This is a genomic window from Erwinia sp. 9145 (genome assembly GCF_000745075.1).
Lineage (GTDB): Bacteria > Pseudomonadota > Gammaproteobacteria > Enterobacterales > Enterobacteriaceae > Erwinia > Erwinia oleae.
Genome location: NZ_JQNE01000001.1, coordinates 1,523,847 through 1,541,517 on the forward strand (window position 1 = coordinate 1,523,847; position 17,671 = coordinate 1,541,517).

Below are 17,671 nucleotides of genomic sequence, written 5' to 3' on the forward strand. Positions count from 1 at the left end.
ACGTAGTGTGGCGGTTCAAAGGTTGCCCTTTAAAATTGCGGCGTAGTTTACCACGCGTCAGCGGCGGGCGCATCCTCGCTAAAGGGCCAGTGAAACGCGCGAAGCAAATCCAGCGGGAAACGTTCGCCCTGCTGATAGATCAGGATGCTTTCCGCAACCAGCGGAGAACGCAGCTTTTTTGCCGTCAGGATCTGCTCCGGCGGCAGCCACCAGCAGCGGTCAATGTCGCGATCCTGCGGATAAGTGGGCAGCATTTTTGGTAAATCCAGCGCGAAGAGAAAGCGCAGAAAGGGCGTGTTATCCGGTGCTATCCACTGATGCAGCTTCAGAAACGCCTGCGGTACGCCTTCCAGTCCCGTTTCCTCATACAGCTCACGCGCGGCGGCCTGAAGCAGCGTTTCGTCTGCCTCAAGATGCCCGGCAGGCTGATTCCAGGTAGCGCGCCCGCGCACCATCTCCTCGACCACCAGAAAATGACCTTCCGCCTGAACGACCGTCGCCACGGTTACGTGGGGTTTAAACATACCTGCCTCCTTGTTCGACTATTTAGCGGATGCTTTCGCCGCTTATCTCACGCCATTCGCCGGGCTGCAAGTCGCCCAGCTCCAGCGCGCTCACTGCGAACCTGATCAGGCGCAGCGTGGGGAAACCAATGTGTGCGGTCATGCGCCGTACCTGCCTGTTGCGCCCTTCATGCAGGGTTATTTTCAACCAGCTCACCGGGATGCTTTTGCGCTCACGAATGGGCGGATTACGCGGCCAGAGCCAGTCAGGTTCCGTTACGCGCTCAACGCTGGCAGGCAGCGTTGCGCCATCTTTCAGATTAACGCCATCGCGCAGCCGTTGCAGGCACTCTTCAGCAGGCTCACCTTCAACCTGCACAAAGTAGATTTTGCCGGTGCGCTGGCCCGGCTGGGTGAGCTTTGCCTGGAGCGCGCCATCGTTGGTTAATACCATCAGGCCTTCGCTGTCGCGGTCAAGTCGCCCGGCCGCGTAGACATCGGCCACGGGCACAAAATCCTTCAGCGTTTGACGCCTGGCTTCGTCGGTGAACTGCGGCAGCACGTCGAAAGGCTTATTGAAAACGATAACGCGGCGTGGCCCTTTGGCCGGCGGTTTTGCTGCGCTGGCAGGGCTGAATCGTTTAACGCGGTGATTCTTAACGAAAGATTTACGCATGTTATTTGCACCCGATAATAATGAGCGCATTATAACGTAAACCTGAGATGATTGGCGCGACGGCAATATTCAAGTAGTATTGACGCGCATCTTACAAATCATTAACAAATAAGCGCTCGAAGGAGAGGTTGATGGAAAGCAAAGTAGTTGTTCCGGCGGAAGGTCAGAAAATTACCCTGGACCAGGGGAAACTGAACGTACCTAACAACCCAATCATCCCGTTTATCGAAGGCGACGGCATTGGCGTGGACGTCTCTCCCGTGATGATTAAAGTGGTCGATGCTGCCGTGAAGAAAGCCTACAACGGTGAGCGTAAAATTTCCTGGATGGAAATTTACACCGGTGAAAAATCCGTTGAGCTGTACGGTCAGGACGTCTGGCTGCCAGAAGAAACGCTTGATCTGATCAAAGAGTACCGCGTTGCCATCAAAGGCCCGCTGACTACGCCGGTTGGCGGTGGTATTCGTTCATTGAACGTGGCGCTGCGCCAGCAGCTCGACCTTTATATCTGCCTGCGTCCGGTTCGCTACTACACCGGCACTCCAAGCCCGGTTAAACGTCCTGAAGATACCGACATGGTGATTTTCCGTGAAAACTCTGAGGATATCTATGCAGGTATCGAATGGAAAGCGGGTTCTGCTGAAGCAGATAAAGTGATTAAATTCCTGCGCGACGAGATGGGCGTGAAGAAAATTCGCTTCCCTGAGCAGTGCGGTATCGGCATCAAGCCATGCTCTGAAGCCGGCACCAAACGCCTGGTTCGCGCGGCAATCGAGTATGCAATCACCAACGATCGTGATTCCGTGACCCTGGTCCATAAAGGCAACATCATGAAGTTCACCGAAGGCGCTTTCAAAGACTGGGGTTACCAGCTGGCGAAAGAAGAGTTCGGCGGCGAGCTGATTGACGGCGGCCCGTGGATGAAAATTAAGAACCCGAACAGCGGCAAAGAGATCGTGATTAAAGACGTGATTGCCGATGCGTTCCTGCAACAGATCCTGCTGCGTCCTGCGGAGTATGACGTTATCGCCTGTATGAACCTGAACGGCGACTACATCTCTGACGCCCTGGCGGCTCAGGTGGGTGGTATTGGTATTGCTCCTGGCGCCAACATCGGCGACGAGTGTGCGCTGTTTGAAGCCACGCACGGCACCGCGCCAAAATATGCCGGACAGGATAAGGTGAACCCTGGTTCCGTTATTCTCTCAGCTGAAATGATGCTGCGTCACATGGAATGGTTCGAAGCCGCTGACCTTATTGTTAAAGGCATGGAAGGCGCAATCGCCGCCAAAACCGTGACCTACGACTTCGAGCGTCAGATGGAAGGCGCTAAGCTGCTGAAATCTTCAGAGTTTGGCGATGCGATGATTAAACACATGTAACGCTCGCTTCGAATGATAAAGCCGACATAAGTGTGAATTTATGTCGGCTTTCTGTTTTCAATATCCTTAACCAACAGCATAAAATAAGCCGATTCTCACCGACGCGTAGAGATAACTTGCGTGTGGGGTGCTTATGACTATAATTTGGATACGATCGTTTCCATAAAGAATCACGATGAACAATTCAGTTTCGACCCAAACGCCGCGCAAAGATCGCGGACGCCCCAGAGAATTCGACACCGATCGCGCGCTGGAGAGGGCCATGCAGCTCTTCAGGCAGAAGGGCTTTCATGCCGCCTCCATCACCGATCTCAGTGCAGCAATGATGCTGACCTCGGGCAGTATTTATAAAGCGTTTACAGACAAGCGCACGCTGTTTCTTCGCGCGTTTGAACGCTATACCTCCTGTCGTAATACAGAACTGCGTCGCAGGCTTGAAAGCCTCGCTGATGGCCGGGAACGGCTGATGGCGCTGCTACGATTTTATATTGATTCCGCGCACGATGTGGAAGGCAGGCGAGGGTGCCTGGTGGTGGGTAGCGTGGTGGCGTTAACGGGGCTGGATAAGGAACTGGCGGAGCTGGTGGAGCAGGCCGTGATGCGCAACAAGCGCCTGATTGTCACTCTGGTCGAGGAAGGGCAGCAGGACGGATCGTTTTCTCAAAGGCTGAACGCTGAAGCGGCGGCGCAGCTAATACTCTGCCTTGTTTTCGGTATGCGTGTGGTAGGGAAAATTGAGAACATTATTGATCCTGAAGACACCCTGCGGCTGGCAATGAAGCTGCTGGATTAAAAATTTCATTAATTTGGACACGATCGTTACCGAAAGTGCCCGCGCCTGTAAACTCAGTTGAGGAATAACCATGCAAAATGACAAAGACGCGACGCCCCGCCTTACCGGGGCGCAACCTGCTACCCGACGTGATAGCGAACTTAACGGGTTTGAGCACCGCTACGCGCTGGTCGACGGTGTGCGCATGCACTACGTGATCGGTGGAAACCATTCAGGTGAAACAGTGGTGCTGCTGGCGGGATTTCCGCAGAGCTGGTATGCCTGGCGGAAAGTGATGCGCCTACTCGGCGATCGCTATCGTGTTATCGCCCCCGATCTTCCTGGTCAGGGCGACTCCGATCGGCCCGAAACCGGCTATGATACGCGCACGCTGGCAGAGACGGTGCACGGGCTGCTGGCGCAGCTCGATATTCGTCAATACTTTCTGGTCGCGCACGATGTGGGCGCCTGGGTGGCCTGGCCTTATGCAGCGCTTTACAGCAACGAGGTGAAACGTATGGCGTTACTGGACGCCGGTATCCCTGGCATCACTTTACCCGACGCGCTGCCCGTTTCAGCGGATAAAGCGTGGCGAACCTGGCATTTTGCCTTTCACGCCATCCCGGATTTGCCCGAAGCGTTGATCACCGGTCGCGAGCGAACCTATCTTGCGTGGTTTTTAAAAAGGAAAACGGCCAATCCCGAAACCTTCCAGGAGAGTGATATTGAGGAGTATTTGCGGGTAATGAACCGCAGCGGCGGGCTGCGTGCTGGCCTGGCTTACTATCGCGCTGCCGAACTTTCTGCGGAACAGAACAGGGCGCTTCAGGCTGAAGGTAAACTAAAGGTGCCGGTGCTGGCGGTCAGCGCAGACTATGGCTCCATTAATGACATGGCCGCTCCATTGCGCGCTTTCGCCGAAAACGTGTCGGGCGTCGTTATTCCGCACTGCGGGCATTTTATTCCCGAAGAACAACCCGCCGCGCTCGCCAGGGAACTGCGCGAATTTTTTTAAACCCAACCGGGTAATACGGGCGCACAGCGCGCCCGCAGCCTGCTTATTTCTGCTTCAGGAAGACGGCGTTTTCGCGCGGATCCCAGTCTTTTTCCGAGAAGTCATGTACCGGATAGGAAACGTTTTTAATGCCCTGTTCACGGATGAAAATAACCGCGTCAGAAGGAAGATTCTCCTCTCTGAAAAGTTCTGCAATGACAAACATTGCATCACTCAGGGAGAGCGATTTCGCTTCAAAAGGTCGCCATCCGGTTCTTTTGAACACCAGATGATGCAGTGCCTCTTCTCCCGTTAAGGGAAAGAAAACGCTGGCATATTTTTCGCGATGTCTTTCCAGCAGTATTTCCAGGATGAAAATTTGCGCAATACGTTGTATTGCCGCCTGGCCTCTGACATTCCCTGAATCGCTAATCTCTGCGTGACTGATGTCATTGTTTTCCCGCACTCGCATATCAATAACGTGCCACAACTCTTCATAGCTGGCCATGGTGCTCTCTCTCAGGGTAGCGATTTAATAAAAGTATCAGACAGGGCAGGTTGCTGCCATAACGTTTGTCTTACCAAAACCACGAAGACATAGCAAAACAGTAGATAAGGGTGACAGAGAGCAACGCTAACTCAACAGGTTTAATTAATTGCATGATGTTCGATGACTGTTCTGGTGTCGTGCTACATACATCGGTCAGGTGGATAGGAACTTTAATAAAACATCGACGTTACCGGTCCAGACATTCATCACACAATCATCTCCTTTCACCTGGTTAATGATCAGGGGTATGACGAAGGCGCCGTTTTGTTTAGCTGTTTGTTTGAAAGATCAATAAAACGTCTGTTCCACTGAGGTTATATACAACGATAATTTTTATCTTGTTGATTTAAAAAACGAAAAAAAATTATAAAATTTTGAGAAAAATGCTCACGCGTACGCGATTCTCAAGATAGAGTGATAACATTCGCTGCATCAGCAATGACCGATACCTTTAAAAATCCTGGCCCTGACCGGGATTTTTTTATCTCTGCTTTTTTGAAGGCGCTGTAGTCATAGGGGGCAATATGTCTGGACATCTGTTAGCAGTCACCATGGGCGCTGTGGCGTCGGCAGGAGCAAGCGTGACTGGTCATATGGATGGTATCAATTACAGCGTAATTTTTGGGGCATTTGCTGGTGCGGTTTTCTATGTGGCCGGCGCGCAGGAATTACGTCTTTTTGTACGTGCGGCCTATTTCCTTGTTTCAATGATGGTTGGCGTATTTGGCGCGGGGCTGGCTGGCACCAAGCTTGCTCAACTAGTGGGCTACAGCGATACACCATTGGATGGTCTTGGCGCTATTTTGCTTTCGGCACTGGCGATTAAAACCTTAACCTTTATTAGTCAGCAGGACCCAGCCGCATGGTTAACACGCTGGAAAGGGGGATTCCATGGTAACAAATGATTTATTGATGGTGTGGGCAAACGTGTCCATCTGTACAGCAATCGTCCTGCGCTTGATGCTGTTTCATAAGCCTGGCGCCAGAGATCAAAAATGGGCATCCTGGCTGGCATACCTGATTATTCTTGCTTACGCCACCGTGCCCTTTCGCTTTTTTTTTGATACCTACACTCATGCGAGCTGGTCATCCATCACGTTTAACCTGATATTTTGTGGAACGGTGTATCGTGCAAAAGGGAATGTGGCACTGATTTTTGCCGTTCTTAAGCCTGATAAGTGATTGCAGCGGCTAACGTGCTGTTCAGACTTTAAAAGTTCTTAAAAGAACGTAATTATTGTCTCAGACGTTTCTATATTAGAACGGATCTGCTCATAACACACTGCTATGATGGCGCCGTAATTGAACATGAATGTGTAAATAATTGTTTATTTTTAAAAGTAAAGGAAGCTAACGTCTGAGAAGAGTAATTTTACGTTGCGCAGGAGGAAAACCCGCGTGTACGCCAGAGTGCGGGTTGTCTGATAATACAGCGACAATGTACAGAGGTAGTCTGTCTGGCGTCTTTTTTCTAGCAAAAAGTGCCTGATTGAGCTTTGTATTCACTTATAGTTATAAGAGAAGGGTTGAGCTGACGCGTTTCAGAAACGTAAAATAGGACCAAAACACAAATCAGGAGAATCATGTGTCCGAGGCTGCGTCTGTTCAATCACAACCCGATCGGCTTGAAGAAGCAAAAAATATCGCTCTGGGATGGCGAATCGTCGGTCAGATAGAACCGCAAACGCTCGAAGATGCGATTCAAATGCTGCGCGATAGTGCCGGGTATGCAACCCAGGTCTATGAACTGCTGTATAGCGAAATTAACGATCGTTCAAAAAATTAACCATAGCTTAACCCGGAAGGTGACTGTGGGCGGCTACGGTAGCGCGACCACTCTTCCCAGCATTTTTGCGGATCGATATCGTTGTATCCACAGGCGGGTTCCATACTTCTGGCGATAAAGTCCGGTACAGAAATGCAAACGCTGCCATCGCGGATCGCTTCTACTTCCAGGCGCGTCAGTACGCTACCTTTTCGCTGTTCGGCGTTGATCAGTAAACCGATCAACGACGGTATATAAACAAGGGCCATCGTGCTTGTCCGCCTGCTGAAATCGTATACTGTTTATTTCGGCGCGACGGGGTAAAACTTTATTACTGCGGGTTAATAAACTCCAAAAAGGCAGACCGCAGCCAGCATTAATACTCGCCGGAAACCATCCACTGATCGGCTTCGTCGAACATCTCTTCAATAATACGCGCCATCACGGCCTTATCATTTTTGCTGGCATCCGTTTTCACGCTGTTTGCCTGCATCGGCTTAACTTTCACTTCTGCATCAGGAAAAACGCGCTGAATACGCTTTTCAAGCTCGTTGAGAATAATTTCCTGCGCGTTTGGCAAGCCGGCAACGTTGCGCTTATCGTAAATCAGTTCAATAAACATGGAGTGTTCCTGGTTATAAATGCTGGACAAAAATACAGTATTTTCAGGCGATCATCAACCGGAATTTGTTGCATCAGAAAATGCTTAATTGTTATCCAACAGGCTGATTCATCAACAGGAACAGCTACACTGAAACCTGAAATAGCAAAAGGGATCATTAAAATGAAAAAGACACTTCTTTTACTCAGCGTTCTTGCAGCAGGATCGGTGCTGGCGGGCTGTTCAAACGACCATATTATGCATATGAAGGATGGCAGTACCGTGGTGGTTCAGGGTAAGCCAAAAATTGATGATGCCACCGGCATGGTGCTCTATACCGACGAAAACGGTAAAGAACAGGCTGTAAATCAAAATAACATCAAGGACATGAACTCAATCAACGATTGAGTCATGGCATCTCACCGCGCCGCCGTATGGCGCGGTTTCAGCTATGCTTCCCGCACGTCGTTCCCGTAAAAATCTTTGCTAACGCAGCGCCTGCTCAGTTCAGCACGCGCTGTCGGCGATCGCGCGGCGTGGTCTCTGCTTCATCCAGTAGCGCCAGCCAGTCACGAATCGTTACCTCTTCCCAACCGCGATGGTCTTGTGTTGTCCCCATTAAAATCACATCCGGCCTCAGCGCCCGATAAAACTCCAGCGAATTTGCCAGGTCCGCTTCATTGCTGTCGGTTTCAAGCACCGTCACCCAGCGATCGCTGGAACGCGTAATCGTATCGCCAACAAAGAGGTAGGTTTTGCCGAAAGGCGAAGCATACAGATAGCTGGTGCTGCCTGGCGTATGGCCTGGTGTGGGTACTACGTGAAAACTGCCGCAGTGAACTTCGGCCCGACTAAAGGTATCGTCTGCTTCAACAAAGTTACTGATTGGCCCCAGTGTGCGAATATGGCAATAGAGGGCCGAACTGAAACGCTGTTGCAACGCGCGGGCGCCGGGCCCGGCTTCGTGCCAGTGCGTAAGGTAGTGACGTATGATGCCGCCCTGTTCAGCAATGGCCTGGTGATCCTCCTGATTTTCGATTCGTGAAATCAGAATGTTACCGCGAGGATGCTTTAATAAAAAACCATGCATGATCTCCTCGTGCCCGGATTCGGACAGCGCTTCCGGGGTGGAAACCCAGAGATCCTCATACAACTGTTTCATGAGCGCTCCCGGATGTCAGCGTAGCGTAGGGAAATCATTTAATATCAGTGAGGCCGCGCCGTTTTCAACGAGCAGCCGTCCTTGTGCGCCCAGCGGCAGGGTAACGGTGCGCCACCCGTGGCCGAATTCAAGACCGGTGACCACCGGCAGGCCGGTTATCTTACGCACCAGCGTCCACACGCTTTCAATATCATAACCGCAATCGTAGTCAGTCAGGTGTGCGCCGGTGAAGCTGCCGGCAACGATGGCTTTTTGCCGCGCCAGAACGCCGCTTTGCGCCAGCTGAAGCATCATTCTTTCAACTTTATAGGGATGTTCATTGACGTCTTCAATAACCAGTATGCCATCGGGAACGTCAGGCATCCACGGCGTGCCAACCAGCGAGGCGATCATTGCCAGGTTACCGCCCCAGACCGTGCCGGTGAGATCAACCGATTGCGCTTCTGTCTGCCACTCCAGCGTCAGCTCAGGCGAGGTGAGCGCACGCCAGAAATGCTCCACGGTAAAATCAGCAAGGGTTTCCGCGCCGAAATTGCCTGCCAGCATAGGGCCGCTGACGCTTTTCACGCCGTGACGCAGCAGCGCCAGCTGTATAGCGGTAAAGTCGCTATGGCCGCAGAGCACCAGCGGCTGGTCGCGCAGGCGTGCCGACAGTCCGGCATAGTCAATATGTGGCAGCAGCCGCGTTGCGCCGTAGCCGCCGCGTACGGCCAGCACGATATCCGGCAGTGTGGGGCACTCTGCCAGGGCATTCAGATCCTGCACACGTACCTCATCCGCACCGGCAAAACGCCGATCGCGGCGGGCGATAACGTCAGTATTGTTAACCTGGTGCCCCTGCGCGCGCAGACGCTCCACGCCCAGCCAGGCAGCCTCCTGATTATGGCAGTATCCGGATGGCGCAATCAGATGCACAGTGCGGGGAGTAACCGACATGATATTCACTTATTACCTCTGGATGCGGCCTTATTGAACATACGCTTCTCATCGGGCCATGCGCAGTTTGTGTACAAATTGATTGCTTTTTATACGCATTCTGATGAATTATGCTACGCAGCAGGCAGTTTTCCTGCCCTGATGATGACGAAAAGCCCGCCGGAAGTCATCATTCACTTTTCAGAATTCAGAGAAACGGTAATTTTCTCCCGACCGGCGCCAGGTATGATAGGTGCCAGACCAGGGCGCAGAGGATAAATATAGCGTGAAAAAAGTGGCCATATTAGGCGTTCTCCTTCTGGCGGGATGTGCCAGTGAACCTCATAAACAGACGATCACCCGGCAGCAGCAAACGCCGCTGACGACAGCACCGCCGCAAAAAGTGGCTCAGGCCTGGTCAATCTTTACTGAAAGCGCCGCCAACAGCTACGGCATTGACAGAAAGCTGGTCGACGCGATTATTTCAGTAGAATCGGGCGGCAATCCAACGGTAGTCAGCAAGTCGAATGCTGTTGGATTGATGCAGATTAAAGCCTCAACGGCCGGGCGTGAAGTCTATCGGATTCAGGGACGCGGCGGTCAGCCGAGTACTTCTGAACTCCGCGATCCGGCCAGGAATATCGACATCGGCACGGCCTATCTGAAGATTTTGCAGGATCAGTCGCTGGCAGGCATCCGCGATCCGGAAACGCTGCGCTATGCCACCATCGTCTCTTACGCCAACGGCGCGGGCGCGCTGCTGCGTAGCTTTTCGCGCGATCGCGACCGGGCAATAGCGATGATAAACGCCATGTCGCCGGATGAATTTTATCGACATGTGCAAAACAAACATCCCGCCGCACAGGCACCGCGCTATCTGTGGAAAGTGACCACCGCCTACCGCACTATCTGAACAGCGTTACCGGCTGTTGCCGGTAACGACTTACCTTAAAACGCGCCGCGCGAAGGGCTTGATGACTCTTCTTCATCCTCTTCGTCTTCAACTTCATTTGACGCTAAACCGGCAACGTTCACCTGTGGCAGCGTGCCGCCGGTAAACTCGACGCGGCGGGTTGGGAAGGCGTAGCGGACGCCCAGCGCGCTCAGCCGCTCCATCAGTTGCAGGTTGATCTCCTGCTGCACGTCCATGTACTGGTTATAATCGGCAACCGTCACGTAATAGACAACTTCAAAAGTAAGCTGATTTTGCTCAAAAGCGAAAAAGTGGCCGCGATCAAAGCGGGTTTTCTCAATACCTTCAATGATTTCACGCAGCGACTGGCTGACCTGGCGCACTTTCTTTGCCGGCGTTTCATAACTGATGCCGAATTTGAATACGATGCGACGTTCCTGCATGCGCTTATAGTTATGAATGGTCTGCTGCAACAAAATGGTATTCGAGCAGACAATCTGTTCACCGCTGAGGCTGCGAAGACGGGTGGTTTTCAGGCCAATATGCTCGATTGAGCCAGCAATGTCGCCGAAAACGATAAAATCGCCATGTTCGAAAGGCTTGTCGAAACCGATTGCCAGCGAGGCGAACACGTCACTGAGCACGGTCTGAATGGCCAGCGCAATCGCGATACCGCCGACGCCCAGACTTGCCACCAGCGCGGTAATGTTAATGCCCATATTCGACAGAATGGCCAGCAGCAGCATGGCCCAGACCACCACACGCACCATGATACCGAGAATGACGGTGGTAACGGGATTGCGCAGGTGGGTCGGATCGCGCCGCATATTGCTGAGCCAGAGACGAATACTGCAATCCACCCACAGCGCTATCTGAAGCAGCAGGGTGATAAACCAGCCGTGCGATGCGGCGGTGCTCCAGTCGCGGGGCAGGGTGATAAATTTAATGGCGATCAGGAAAGAGAAAACCAGCAAGAGCAGCTGGCTGGTGCTGCGCAGGATCTCAATCGCGTTGTTATAAAAAAGCTGGCTGCGATGATGACCGGATTTGATTGAGCGATTAGAAATAAAACGGATCAGCGAGCGCAGAAGCCAGTAGATAATAAGCGTGCCGCCAATCACAATGGCGGTATCGATCCACAGCGTCCTGTTCAGCAGAAATGAGAGATTTTGTTCGTTAAGCCAGTTTTTCATCGGTGATTCAATCTGTTCTGTTAAGACGACAGGAAGGGTAAGCCTGGTGCATAACAGAACGCTTTGCAAAAACGACGCATGGCGGCGGATAAAACAGACGATAAGGCGAAGTAACCTGCCAACGGTGAACGGCGACAGGTTATCGTCGATTTACTGGAAGCGTCTGACTTTGTCGCGCGCCAGACGTTCGAGCGAAAAGATGACCTGCTGGAGCTGGCGCTCCTGTCCGGCGGTTAGCGTATTAAAGCGCAGGCTGAGACGCGGCGTGGCGACAGTTTCATTTTTATTGCTGACCACGGTGCGTTTGCCGATGGCGATCAACTCTGCATCAACCTCAAAATTGCCATATTCATTGAGTTCTATACGAATTTTTTTAAACCGCTCGCCGTTGTGCAGAGTTTCAGGCAGGGCTGACTCCGCCAGTACCCCGATACCGCCTAATGACAAATCCTGGATCCGCATCCGGCTCTCGCCGCTGCCGCCAGGCCATGTGATGTGGCAATAGAAAACAGGGTCCAGCGGAGCGTTAACGCGAAAAAATTCGCGGCGCTGGATCTGCCAGAGCACTTCCGGCAGGGCCGCGCCAAAGGCGGGCAAGCCTTCGTAGTCATCGGCTTCGAGTAGCGGCAGCGCGAACTCCACCTTCGCGCCGTTCGTTTCCGCACTCAGATGCAGATTATCCACGTTCATCGCCAGCTGATTTTCATAGTCGTTACTGCCATAGTCGACCAGAAGTCTTTCCTTGTCCGCAAAGAGCAGGCGAGTAATAAATTGTCCCCTGACGTGCGACACCATCACCGGGGTTTTGTTATCGACGAGCTCTCTCAGAACGTTCAATACCGCAAGCGGACCACGTTTCAGGAACTGTTCTTTATCATCCTCTTTCACAGCTTTTTCTCCAGATGAAGGTCAGGCAAGGACTCCGTTGAAGTATCGGCGTTAATGCGTAACGCTTCAGTCTTACTGTTATAAATAAGTAAAAATCGCAAGAAAATACTTACAAAGCTGAAATGTGCACTATAATCACCCCGAACATTTTGAGATAAGGAAGAGAAAAAATGGGTATTTTGTCATGGATCATTTTTGGCCTGATCGCAGGGATCCTTGCTAAATGGATTATGCCGGGTAAAGATGGCGGCGGTTTTATCATCACTATCATCCTCGGTATTATCGGGGCCGTAGTGGGCGGATGGATCAGCACCTTCTTCGGTTTCGGTAAGGTGGACGGCTTCAATTTCGGCAGCTTTGTGGTGGCGGTGATTGGCGCGATTGTTGTGCTGTTTATTTATCGTAAAGTCAGAAGCTGACGGACGTCATACAGAAAAGGGAGGCCTGATGGCCTCCCTTTTTTATGCCTGTTGCGTAATAATGTTACTGCCGAATATCGCTGACGTTATTGCAGGTGACATTCCTGGGGCAGTAAAGATCCATCAGCTTAAGCGTCACGCCGTTAGTCCAGCCAAACCCGTCCTGTAATGGATACTCGCCGCCGCCGCCTCCGCCTAATCCTTTGCCTTCGACAACGTATTTTTCCACCAGCTTGTGCTCTTTGTCGTAGGTGGTCTGCACGTTTTTCAGGAAGCGCATGCCAATATCCTTCGCCAGCGCCTGTTCGCCATAATTATTCAGCCCTTCAACCGCAGCCCACTGTAGCGGTGCCCAGCCGTTTGGCGCATCCCACTGCTGACCATTATTCACCGTGGTGGTCACCAGGCCGCCTTCTTTCAGCAACTGCGCCTTAACCGCCACGGCGGTTTTCTTTGCCTGCTTATCGGTTGCTGCATGCAGATAGAGCGGGAACACGGCGGCAGCGGTTAACTGCGGGCGAACGCGCGCCTGCTGCCAGTCATAATCAGCATACCAGCCCTGTTTTTCATTCCACAGATAATGATTGATCGCCGCTTTTCGCTTCTTCGCCAGCGCATCAAAACGCTCACTGACGTCTTTACGCTGCGACAGCTGGTTTGCGTGAGCCAGCGTTTTTTCCAGGTGATACATCAGCGCATTCAGATCAACCGGTGCGATGCGCGTGGTCTGAATGGTTGAGAGATTATCCGGCGTAATAAACCAGCGTGAACTGAAGTCCCAACCGGAGGCGGCCCCCGCGCGCAGGTTACGGTAAAGCGCACCTTTGTTGGCGTCGCTGGTGTTCTGCGCCGTGGCGATGTCATCCATCCAGGATTCGGTTCGCGGCACATCGCGCGCGTCCCAATAGCGGTTAAGCAGGGTGCCGTCCTTCAGCTTCACCACGCGCTTGCCTGCTTCTCCGGCCCGAACGCTATCGGCATCAGCCATCCAGTAGTCGTACTCTTTTTGTAATTGAGGCTGATATTTCCGATAGGTTTCATCACCCGCATGCTGCGCCAGCAAATCAACCATCAGGCTGAAGAAGGGCGGTTGAGAGCGGCTGAGATAGTAGCTGCGGTTACCGTTAGGAATATGACCGTATTTATCCAGTTCAGTAGCAAAGTTATCCACCATTCCCTGCACGCGATCCCAATGGCCGCTCTCGGCCAGCCCCAGCATGGTGAAATAACTGTCCCAGTAATATACCTCGCGGAAACGCCCGCCCGGCACGACGTAAGGCTGCGGTAGCGGCAGCAGCGAATCCCACTGGTTTGCCTGTTTTGCCGAACGGGTCAGAACAGGCCAGAGGCCGTTGATGTGTTCGCGCAGGCTCTGTCCGGCAGGCGGTACATATTTCTCGCCATCAGCAGGCAGGATAAAGTTTGCTTCAACAAAACGTCGCAAATCGAAGTTGCGCTGCGTTCTCTGCATCTGCCAGTCGGCGAGAATGCTGGAAGGGCTGTTTTTCGGCACCGCATCGGCAAACGTCTTCTGGTCGGGGAACAGTTTTGCTGACTGTACGGCGACAAACAGCGGCCCCAGACGGACATCAGGTGGCTGAGGGGACGAAGTCAGCATGTGCTGCTGATCGTTCGCCGTGGCTACCGGCGCTTCTGCGGCAATGGCTGAGGATATCAGTAGCGGAAGTACCAGCAGCGCTGTCCATTGAGATTTCTCGGCTCTTTGCATTCGTCGTTCTCCATGTCCAAATCGGTAAGTTGTTGACCCTTAAAAACTTTAGACGAACTTTACAATTTATCCCGTAATCGAACCGGGAAATGTGACCGCGGGTTGCTTTTAATGCCCGTTGCTGACCAAAAAGAGATCGGGGGATAACATCAGAACATTATTCAGATGTTTTAAGAAAGGGTGGGGGATTTATTGGGTTTAATCAACACTGCGATAAAATCAACCATAATAAAGATTCCGATCATTTTTTTATTTATTCTGAAGCTAATTGTGAAAAAAGGAGTGATTATGTGACGTTATTGGGAGTTATTATTTTATTAATCATGTTTATCAGAATAAATAAATTCCTGAAAATTTCAGTCAATATTTTAATTTATCGGAAACGCGGAAATTAATTCTTCAGAGTGAGATTATTCCTGGTTAATAACCACACAGTTGCTGGTAAAAATGATTGCGACATGATTTTGGTTAAATAACTTCATTGTGCTGCTTTATGAAAATTGATCTGAATATCAATTTACGTAGCCGCGAAGATGCCCATAGCCGAAATGAAAAAGGAATTTATGCCATGAATGCCACCTTTCTCAATCATTCTTATCCCGGGCAGGCGCCGCAGACCACGCGCGAATTTAAAATGCTGCAAAATGAAATAATGGGGCCCGGCAAATTACGTTGTAATATCGACTGGTATAAAGTTGAGCGCCTGTCGTGCAGTTTGTTTCGATTAAACGGCATGGATCTCCAAACGCTTTGCTGGTTCACATTATGCGAAGCACATATTAAAGGGCTTAACGGATTATGTGACGGGTTAGAAAAAATGATTACGCTGATGCAGCATAACTGGTCGACGTTATGGCCCGCATCATTGCCTGAACGGTTAATCGCATTGAGCTGGCTGTATGGTCAGCTTCAGCACTATTTAACGGATGTTCAGCCAGTCGCCAGCGATCTTATAGAAATTTATCGCCTGGAAAAAATACTGGTCGTCACCGAAGAGACGTTGGGTGTGCAGGCGCTGAAACATCTCAGCCAACTCAGCCGCCTGAAAGTTCAGGTCAACCGGCTAATCCATTCACTGGAGCAGAATGCGGCACTGGCTAACGCAATAAAAAAAGGAACGAATGAAGACGCGGTAACGTCTGCCCATTTCCCATCCTTAAGAAATTTGCTGCGCTATAGCTGCGGCTTTCTGGCCGGCCTCAGCGTCATGGTGGCCTTCAGCGGCACGGGATGGGTGAACGGCCCGGTTACGTCATTCAGGTCGGCGCTCTTCTGGCAGGGAGCGCCCAACGTTATGCCGCAGCCAGAAAATGAGGTGGAAAAACGGCGCGGGCAGAACGCATTCCTGTGCGATCGTCTGCCGGAGTCAGAGCAGGATGATGCAGCGTGCGCCGTTGGCCTCACGCGCGATCGCGGTTAGCCATGGCGCTGAGGATTATCCTCCTGATGAATATGCTGCCCGATCAGCTGAGCCAGATCCTCTGCGTTGCCGCGCTCAATCGCGTCAACCATCGCAAAATGCTCGGCGGAGGACTTCACCACGCGCGCATGTGAATTCCACTGTCCCAGCGCAGCCGAGGGCACCCGGCTGCGTAAATCAAAAATCAGTTCGACCATATCCTGATTGGAGCAGGGGGCCAGCAGCGCCCGATGAAATGCCAGATTGGCTTCATACTGTTCCAGAAGCGTGCCGTGATGGGTGCAGTGCTCAAACTGCGCGGCGCAGCGTCGCAGCGTCGCCAGAGAGTCCGGGCTGCTGTTTGCCACGATATCCACCGCCGACGCGCACTCCAGAATCGCACGGATCGATGAAATATTGCGCCGCTGCTCGATATTCGGTGAATAGACGTGATAACCGCGATTCGGCACATGCTGAACCAGGCGCTCAATCACCAGCTGATCGAGCGTGCGGCGAACCTCGCTTCGGCTGCACTGATAACGCTCGGCCAGTTCCACCTGCTTAAGCCAGGCGCCGGGCAGAAATTCACCCCTGTTGATATCCATCGCCAGGCTGTTAGCGACATCCACCCGACTACTCTTGCGAAGCTTCATGTACATCATCCTTTTTCCCACGGTGCCGGACAATAATGCTGGGATTTCACCGTTTTCGCCAGTTTTCACCCTGTTAGTATCAGTTTTTTGTCTGCCTTAAAAACGCTCAATTCGCTATAATTTCATTTCAAAACAAACAATTACCGTCTTTTTCGCCGCCCGGCGTTTCACTGTCAGGGTGAAACTGTGACATGAACCAGATCTTTTGTTAATAAATTGTTTTTTAAATTGGCGCCAATTTTGGTTTTGTGTTTATATCGATTTGAACCGTCATTTAGCAGGAAATCGAAAATGCAGAACGTTGAGGTGAATAAAGGAAACGAAAGCGCAACGCAGCGCAGTCACGCACTCTACTTTCGCGGCAGCACCACCATCTTCTCAAGCCGACAGGATCCACGCTTTCAGTACTGTCTGTACGTGCCGCCCGCCTTTGACAACGACCGCAGCGATTATCGGCTGATTGTGGCAATGCATGGTACAGGACGCTCAATGACGCAGTATCGCGACGCGTTTGCCGAATTTGCCCGCTATAACCGCTGCGTGGTGCTGGCGCCGCTCTTTCCCGTCGGGCCGCTGGGCGACGGTAATTCGCACGGTTTTAAATACATCATTGAGCAGGAAATTCGATATGACGACGTCCTGCTCAGCATTATCGATGAGGTCAGCGAACTGCTGGCGCATGACTTCGGCAAATTCCTGCTGTTTGGCTACTCCGGTGGAGGGCATTTCGCCCATCGCTTTTTCTACATTCACCCTGAAAAACTGCTTGGCGTCTCCATTGGCGCACCGGGTTCGGTCACCTTACTCGACGAAGACAAAGCGTGGTGGCCCGGCGTACGCGATTTTGAAGCGCGCTTCAACAAGCCGCTCAACTATGAGGCGATGCGCCAGGTCGCGGTGCAGCTGGTGGTGGGGAAAGTGGATCTTGAAACCTGGGAAATAACCCATCAACCGGGCGGGAAATATTACCAGCCGGGCTGTAATGATGCCGGTGAAACGCGCGTTGAGCGCAACACCGCGCTGCTCAACAGCCTGCGCGATAAGGGCATCGACGCCACGCAAAATATTGTGCCAAACGTCGGACATGACGGCATGAAAGTGCTCGACTGCGTGAAAGATTTCTTCCTGGATACCCTACAAAAAACGCGCTGAGGAGC

The 17,671-nt window shown here is 52.0% G+C and carries 22 protein-coding genes; 11 read left to right on the forward strand and 11 right to left on the reverse strand.

The features are described 5' to 3' along the window. Positions 1-47: 47 nt before the first annotated feature. Both FA91_RS07505 and rluE read right to left on the reverse strand, forming a co-directional pair. Entirely contained in the window at positions 48-524 is a 477-nt protein-coding gene (locus tag FA91_RS07505) for an NUDIX hydrolase (RefSeq protein WP_034914158.1), read from the reverse strand. Positions 525-546: 22 nt separating this feature from the next. After that, entirely contained in the window at positions 547-1,209 is a 663-nt protein-coding gene (rluE, locus tag FA91_RS07510; RefSeq protein ID WP_072032296.1) for a 23S rRNA pseudouridine(2457) synthase RluE, read from the reverse strand. Positions 1,210-1,310: 101 nt separating this feature from the next. Between rluE and icd the strand changes: the two genes are divergently transcribed. From icd to FA91_RS07525, 3 genes are all read left to right on the forward strand, one after another. After that, entirely contained in the window at positions 1,311-2,561 is a 1,251-nt protein-coding gene (gene icd, locus FA91_RS07515) for an NADP-dependent isocitrate dehydrogenase (protein WP_034914163.1), read from the forward strand. A 175-nt stretch (positions 2,562-2,736) separates the two neighbouring features. After that, positions 2,737-3,354, forward strand: coding sequence for a TetR/AcrR family transcriptional regulator (locus FA91_RS07520; RefSeq protein ID WP_034914166.1), 618 nt, complete (start codon positions 2,737-2,739; stop codon positions 3,352-3,354). A gap of 70 nt (positions 3,355-3,424) precedes the next feature. Continuing rightward, the gene (locus FA91_RS07525; protein WP_034914168.1) at positions 3,425-4,348 is read left to right on the forward strand and encodes an alpha/beta hydrolase; all 924 of its coding nucleotides are present in this window, start codon (positions 3,425-3,427) and stop codon (positions 4,346-4,348) included. A 43-nt stretch (positions 4,349-4,391) separates the two neighbouring features. On the opposite strand, the gene FA91_RS07530 is transcribed toward FA91_RS07525, so the two are convergent. Beyond that, positions 4,392-4,835 carry a hypothetical protein gene (locus FA91_RS07530; RefSeq protein WP_034914170.1) on the reverse strand — a complete coding sequence of 148 codons (444 nt, stop codon included), beginning with the start codon at positions 4,833-4,835 and terminating at the stop codon, positions 4,392-4,394. A 566-nt stretch (positions 4,836-5,401) separates the two neighbouring features. Between FA91_RS07530 and FA91_RS07535 the strand changes: the two genes are divergently transcribed. From FA91_RS07535 to FA91_RS07545, 3 genes are all read left to right on the forward strand, one after another. Beyond that, entirely contained in the window at positions 5,402-5,782 is a 381-nt protein-coding gene (locus FA91_RS07535) for a putative holin (RefSeq protein WP_034914171.1), read from the forward strand. Continuing rightward, positions 5,769-6,059 carry a phage holin family protein gene (locus FA91_RS07540; RefSeq protein ID WP_034914173.1) on the forward strand — a complete coding sequence of 97 codons (291 nt, stop codon included), beginning with the start codon at positions 5,769-5,771 and terminating at the stop codon, positions 6,057-6,059. Before FA91_RS07535 ends, FA91_RS07540 begins: the two co-directional genes overlap by 14 nt. Before the next feature lie 403 nt (positions 6,060-6,462). Beyond that, complete coding sequence (locus tag FA91_RS07545) at positions 6,463-6,663, forward strand: hypothetical protein (RefSeq protein ID WP_034914175.1); 201 nt, start codon at positions 6,463-6,465, stop codon at positions 6,661-6,663. Here the strand turns inward: FA91_RS07545 and FA91_RS07550 are convergent. Continuing rightward, positions 6,660-6,911: a hypothetical protein gene (locus FA91_RS07550; protein WP_034914177.1), complete on the reverse strand. Its 252-nt coding sequence runs from the start codon at positions 6,909-6,911 to the stop codon at positions 6,660-6,662. The genes FA91_RS07545 and FA91_RS07550 overlap by 4 nt on opposite strands. Positions 6,912-7,018: 107 nt before the next feature. Next, on the reverse strand, positions 7,019-7,264 hold the full coding sequence (locus tag FA91_RS07555) for a DinI-like family protein (RefSeq protein WP_034914180.1): 246 nt from the start codon (positions 7,262-7,264) through the stop codon (positions 7,019-7,021). A gap of 162 nt (positions 7,265-7,426) precedes the next feature. On the opposite strand from FA91_RS07555, the gene FA91_RS07560 reads away from it, so the two are divergent. Next, on the forward strand, positions 7,427-7,651 hold the full coding sequence (locus tag FA91_RS07560; RefSeq protein ID WP_034914182.1) for a YgdI/YgdR family lipoprotein: 225 nt from the start codon (positions 7,427-7,429) through the stop codon (positions 7,649-7,651). Between the two features lie 94 nt (positions 7,652-7,745). Here the strand turns inward: FA91_RS07560 and FA91_RS07565 are convergent, their stop codons facing one another. Both FA91_RS07565 and ldcA read right to left on the reverse strand, forming a co-directional pair. Continuing rightward, positions 7,746-8,405 carry an MBL fold metallo-hydrolase gene (locus FA91_RS07565; RefSeq protein ID WP_034914184.1) on the reverse strand — a complete coding sequence of 220 codons (660 nt, stop codon included), beginning with the start codon at positions 8,403-8,405 and terminating at the stop codon, positions 7,746-7,748. A gap of 15 nt (positions 8,406-8,420) precedes the next feature. Beyond that, positions 8,421-9,341: a muramoyltetrapeptide carboxypeptidase gene (gene ldcA, locus FA91_RS07570; RefSeq protein WP_034919086.1), complete on the reverse strand. Its 921-nt coding sequence runs from the start codon at positions 9,339-9,341 to the stop codon at positions 8,421-8,423. A 265-nt stretch (positions 9,342-9,606) separates the two neighbouring features. Between ldcA and emtA the strand changes: the two genes are divergently transcribed. Further along, a complete protein-coding gene (emtA, locus tag FA91_RS07575; RefSeq protein ID WP_082212630.1) occupies positions 9,607-10,233 on the forward strand; it encodes a membrane-bound lytic murein transglycosylase EmtA in 627 nt (208 codons plus the stop codon). Positions 10,234-10,268: 35 nt separating this feature from the next. Here emtA and FA91_RS07580 read toward each other — a convergent pair whose 3' ends face one another. Together FA91_RS07580 and FA91_RS07585 are read right to left on the reverse strand one after the other, a co-directional pair. After that, the gene (locus tag FA91_RS07580) at positions 10,269-11,426 is read right to left on the reverse strand and encodes a mechanosensitive ion channel family protein (protein WP_051937080.1); all 1,158 of its coding nucleotides are present in this window, start codon (positions 11,424-11,426) and stop codon (positions 10,269-10,271) included. A 150-nt stretch (positions 11,427-11,576) separates the two neighbouring features. Next, a complete protein-coding gene (locus FA91_RS07585; RefSeq protein WP_034914186.1) occupies positions 11,577-12,314 on the reverse strand; it encodes a flagellar brake protein in 738 nt (245 codons plus the stop codon). A 170-nt stretch (positions 12,315-12,484) separates the two neighbouring features. Between FA91_RS07585 and FA91_RS07590 the strand changes: the two genes are divergently transcribed. After that, positions 12,485-12,733: a GlsB/YeaQ/YmgE family stress response membrane protein gene (locus FA91_RS07590; protein WP_034914188.1), complete on the forward strand. Its 249-nt coding sequence runs from the start codon at positions 12,485-12,487 to the stop codon at positions 12,731-12,733. 64 nt (positions 12,734-12,797) lie between these two features. Here the strand turns inward: FA91_RS07590 and treA are convergent, their stop codons facing one another. Continuing rightward, entirely contained in the window at positions 12,798-14,462 is a 1,665-nt protein-coding gene (treA, locus tag FA91_RS07595) for an alpha,alpha-trehalase TreA (RefSeq protein ID WP_034914189.1), read from the reverse strand. Positions 14,463-15,030: 568 nt separating this feature from the next. Here treA and FA91_RS20070 point away from each other — a divergent pair. Beyond that, on the forward strand, positions 15,031-15,882 hold the full coding sequence (locus tag FA91_RS20070) for a type VI secretion system ImpA family N-terminal domain-containing protein (RefSeq protein ID WP_197060490.1): 852 nt from the start codon (positions 15,031-15,033) through the stop codon (positions 15,880-15,882). Here the strand turns inward: FA91_RS20070 and FA91_RS07605 are convergent. Next, a complete protein-coding gene (locus FA91_RS07605) occupies positions 15,879-16,514 on the reverse strand; it encodes a GntR family transcriptional regulator (protein WP_051937084.1) in 636 nt (211 codons plus the stop codon). The genes FA91_RS20070 and FA91_RS07605 overlap by 4 nt on opposite strands. A 291-nt stretch (positions 16,515-16,805) precedes the next feature. On the opposite strand from FA91_RS07605, the gene FA91_RS07610 reads away from it, so the two are divergent. Then, positions 16,806-17,666 carry an alpha/beta hydrolase gene (locus tag FA91_RS07610; protein ID WP_051937086.1) on the forward strand — a complete coding sequence of 287 codons (861 nt, stop codon included), beginning with the start codon at positions 16,806-16,808 and terminating at the stop codon, positions 17,664-17,666. The last annotated feature ends 5 nt before the right edge of the window (positions 17,667-17,671 follow it).

Excerpts from the sequence above, each read along its gene's own strand:
- FA91_RS07505 (WP_034914158.1), bottom strand. The coding sequence starts at position 524 with ATGTTTAAACCCCACGTAACCGTGGCGACGGTCGTTCAGGCGGAAGGT.
- rluE (WP_072032296.1), bottom strand. The coding sequence starts at position 1,209 with ATGCGCTCATTATTATCGGGTGCAAATAACATGCGTAAATCTTTCGTT.
- icd (WP_034914163.1), top strand. The coding sequence starts at position 1,311 with ATGGAAAGCAAAGTAGTTGTTCCGGCGGAAGGTCAGAAAATTACCCTG.
- FA91_RS07520 (WP_034914166.1), top strand. The coding sequence starts at position 2,737 with ATGAACAATTCAGTTTCGACCCAAACGCCGCGCAAAGATCGCGGACGC.
- FA91_RS07525 (WP_034914168.1), top strand. The coding sequence starts at position 3,425 with ATGCAAAATGACAAAGACGCGACGCCCCGCCTTACCGGGGCGCAACCT.
- FA91_RS07530 (WP_034914170.1), bottom strand. The coding sequence starts at position 4,835 with ATGGCCAGCTATGAAGAGTTGTGGCACGTTATTGATATGCGAGTGCGG.
- FA91_RS07535 (WP_034914171.1), top strand. The coding sequence starts at position 5,402 with ATGTCTGGACATCTGTTAGCAGTCACCATGGGCGCTGTGGCGTCGGCA.
- FA91_RS07540 (WP_034914173.1), top strand. The coding sequence starts at position 5,769 with ATGGTAACAAATGATTTATTGATGGTGTGGGCAAACGTGTCCATCTGT.
- FA91_RS07550 (WP_034914177.1), bottom strand. The coding sequence starts at position 6,911 with ATGGCCCTTGTTTATATACCGTCGTTGATCGGTTTACTGATCAACGCC.
- FA91_RS07555 (WP_034914180.1), bottom strand. The coding sequence starts at position 7,264 with ATGTTTATTGAACTGATTTACGATAAGCGCAACGTTGCCGGCTTGCCA.
- FA91_RS07560 (WP_034914182.1), top strand. The coding sequence starts at position 7,427 with ATGAAAAAGACACTTCTTTTACTCAGCGTTCTTGCAGCAGGATCGGTG.
- FA91_RS07565 (WP_034914184.1), bottom strand. The coding sequence starts at position 8,405 with ATGAAACAGTTGTATGAGGATCTCTGGGTTTCCACCCCGGAAGCGCTG.
- ldcA (WP_034919086.1), bottom strand. The coding sequence starts at position 9,341 with ATGTCGGTTACTCCCCGCACTGTGCATCTGATTGCGCCATCCGGATAC.
- FA91_RS07580 (WP_051937080.1), bottom strand. The coding sequence starts at position 11,426 with ATGAAAAACTGGCTTAACGAACAAAATCTCTCATTTCTGCTGAACAGG.
- FA91_RS07590 (WP_034914188.1), top strand. The coding sequence starts at position 12,485 with ATGGGTATTTTGTCATGGATCATTTTTGGCCTGATCGCAGGGATCCTT.
- treA (WP_034914189.1), bottom strand. The coding sequence starts at position 14,462 with ATGCAAAGAGCCGAGAAATCTCAATGGACAGCGCTGCTGGTACTTCCG.
- FA91_RS20070 (WP_197060490.1), top strand. The coding sequence starts at position 15,031 with ATGAATGCCACCTTTCTCAATCATTCTTATCCCGGGCAGGCGCCGCAG.
- FA91_RS07605 (WP_051937084.1), bottom strand. The coding sequence starts at position 16,514 with ATGAAGCTTCGCAAGAGTAGTCGGGTGGATGTCGCTAACAGCCTGGCG.
- FA91_RS07610 (WP_051937086.1), top strand. The coding sequence starts at position 16,806 with ATGCAGAACGTTGAGGTGAATAAAGGAAACGAAAGCGCAACGCAGCGC.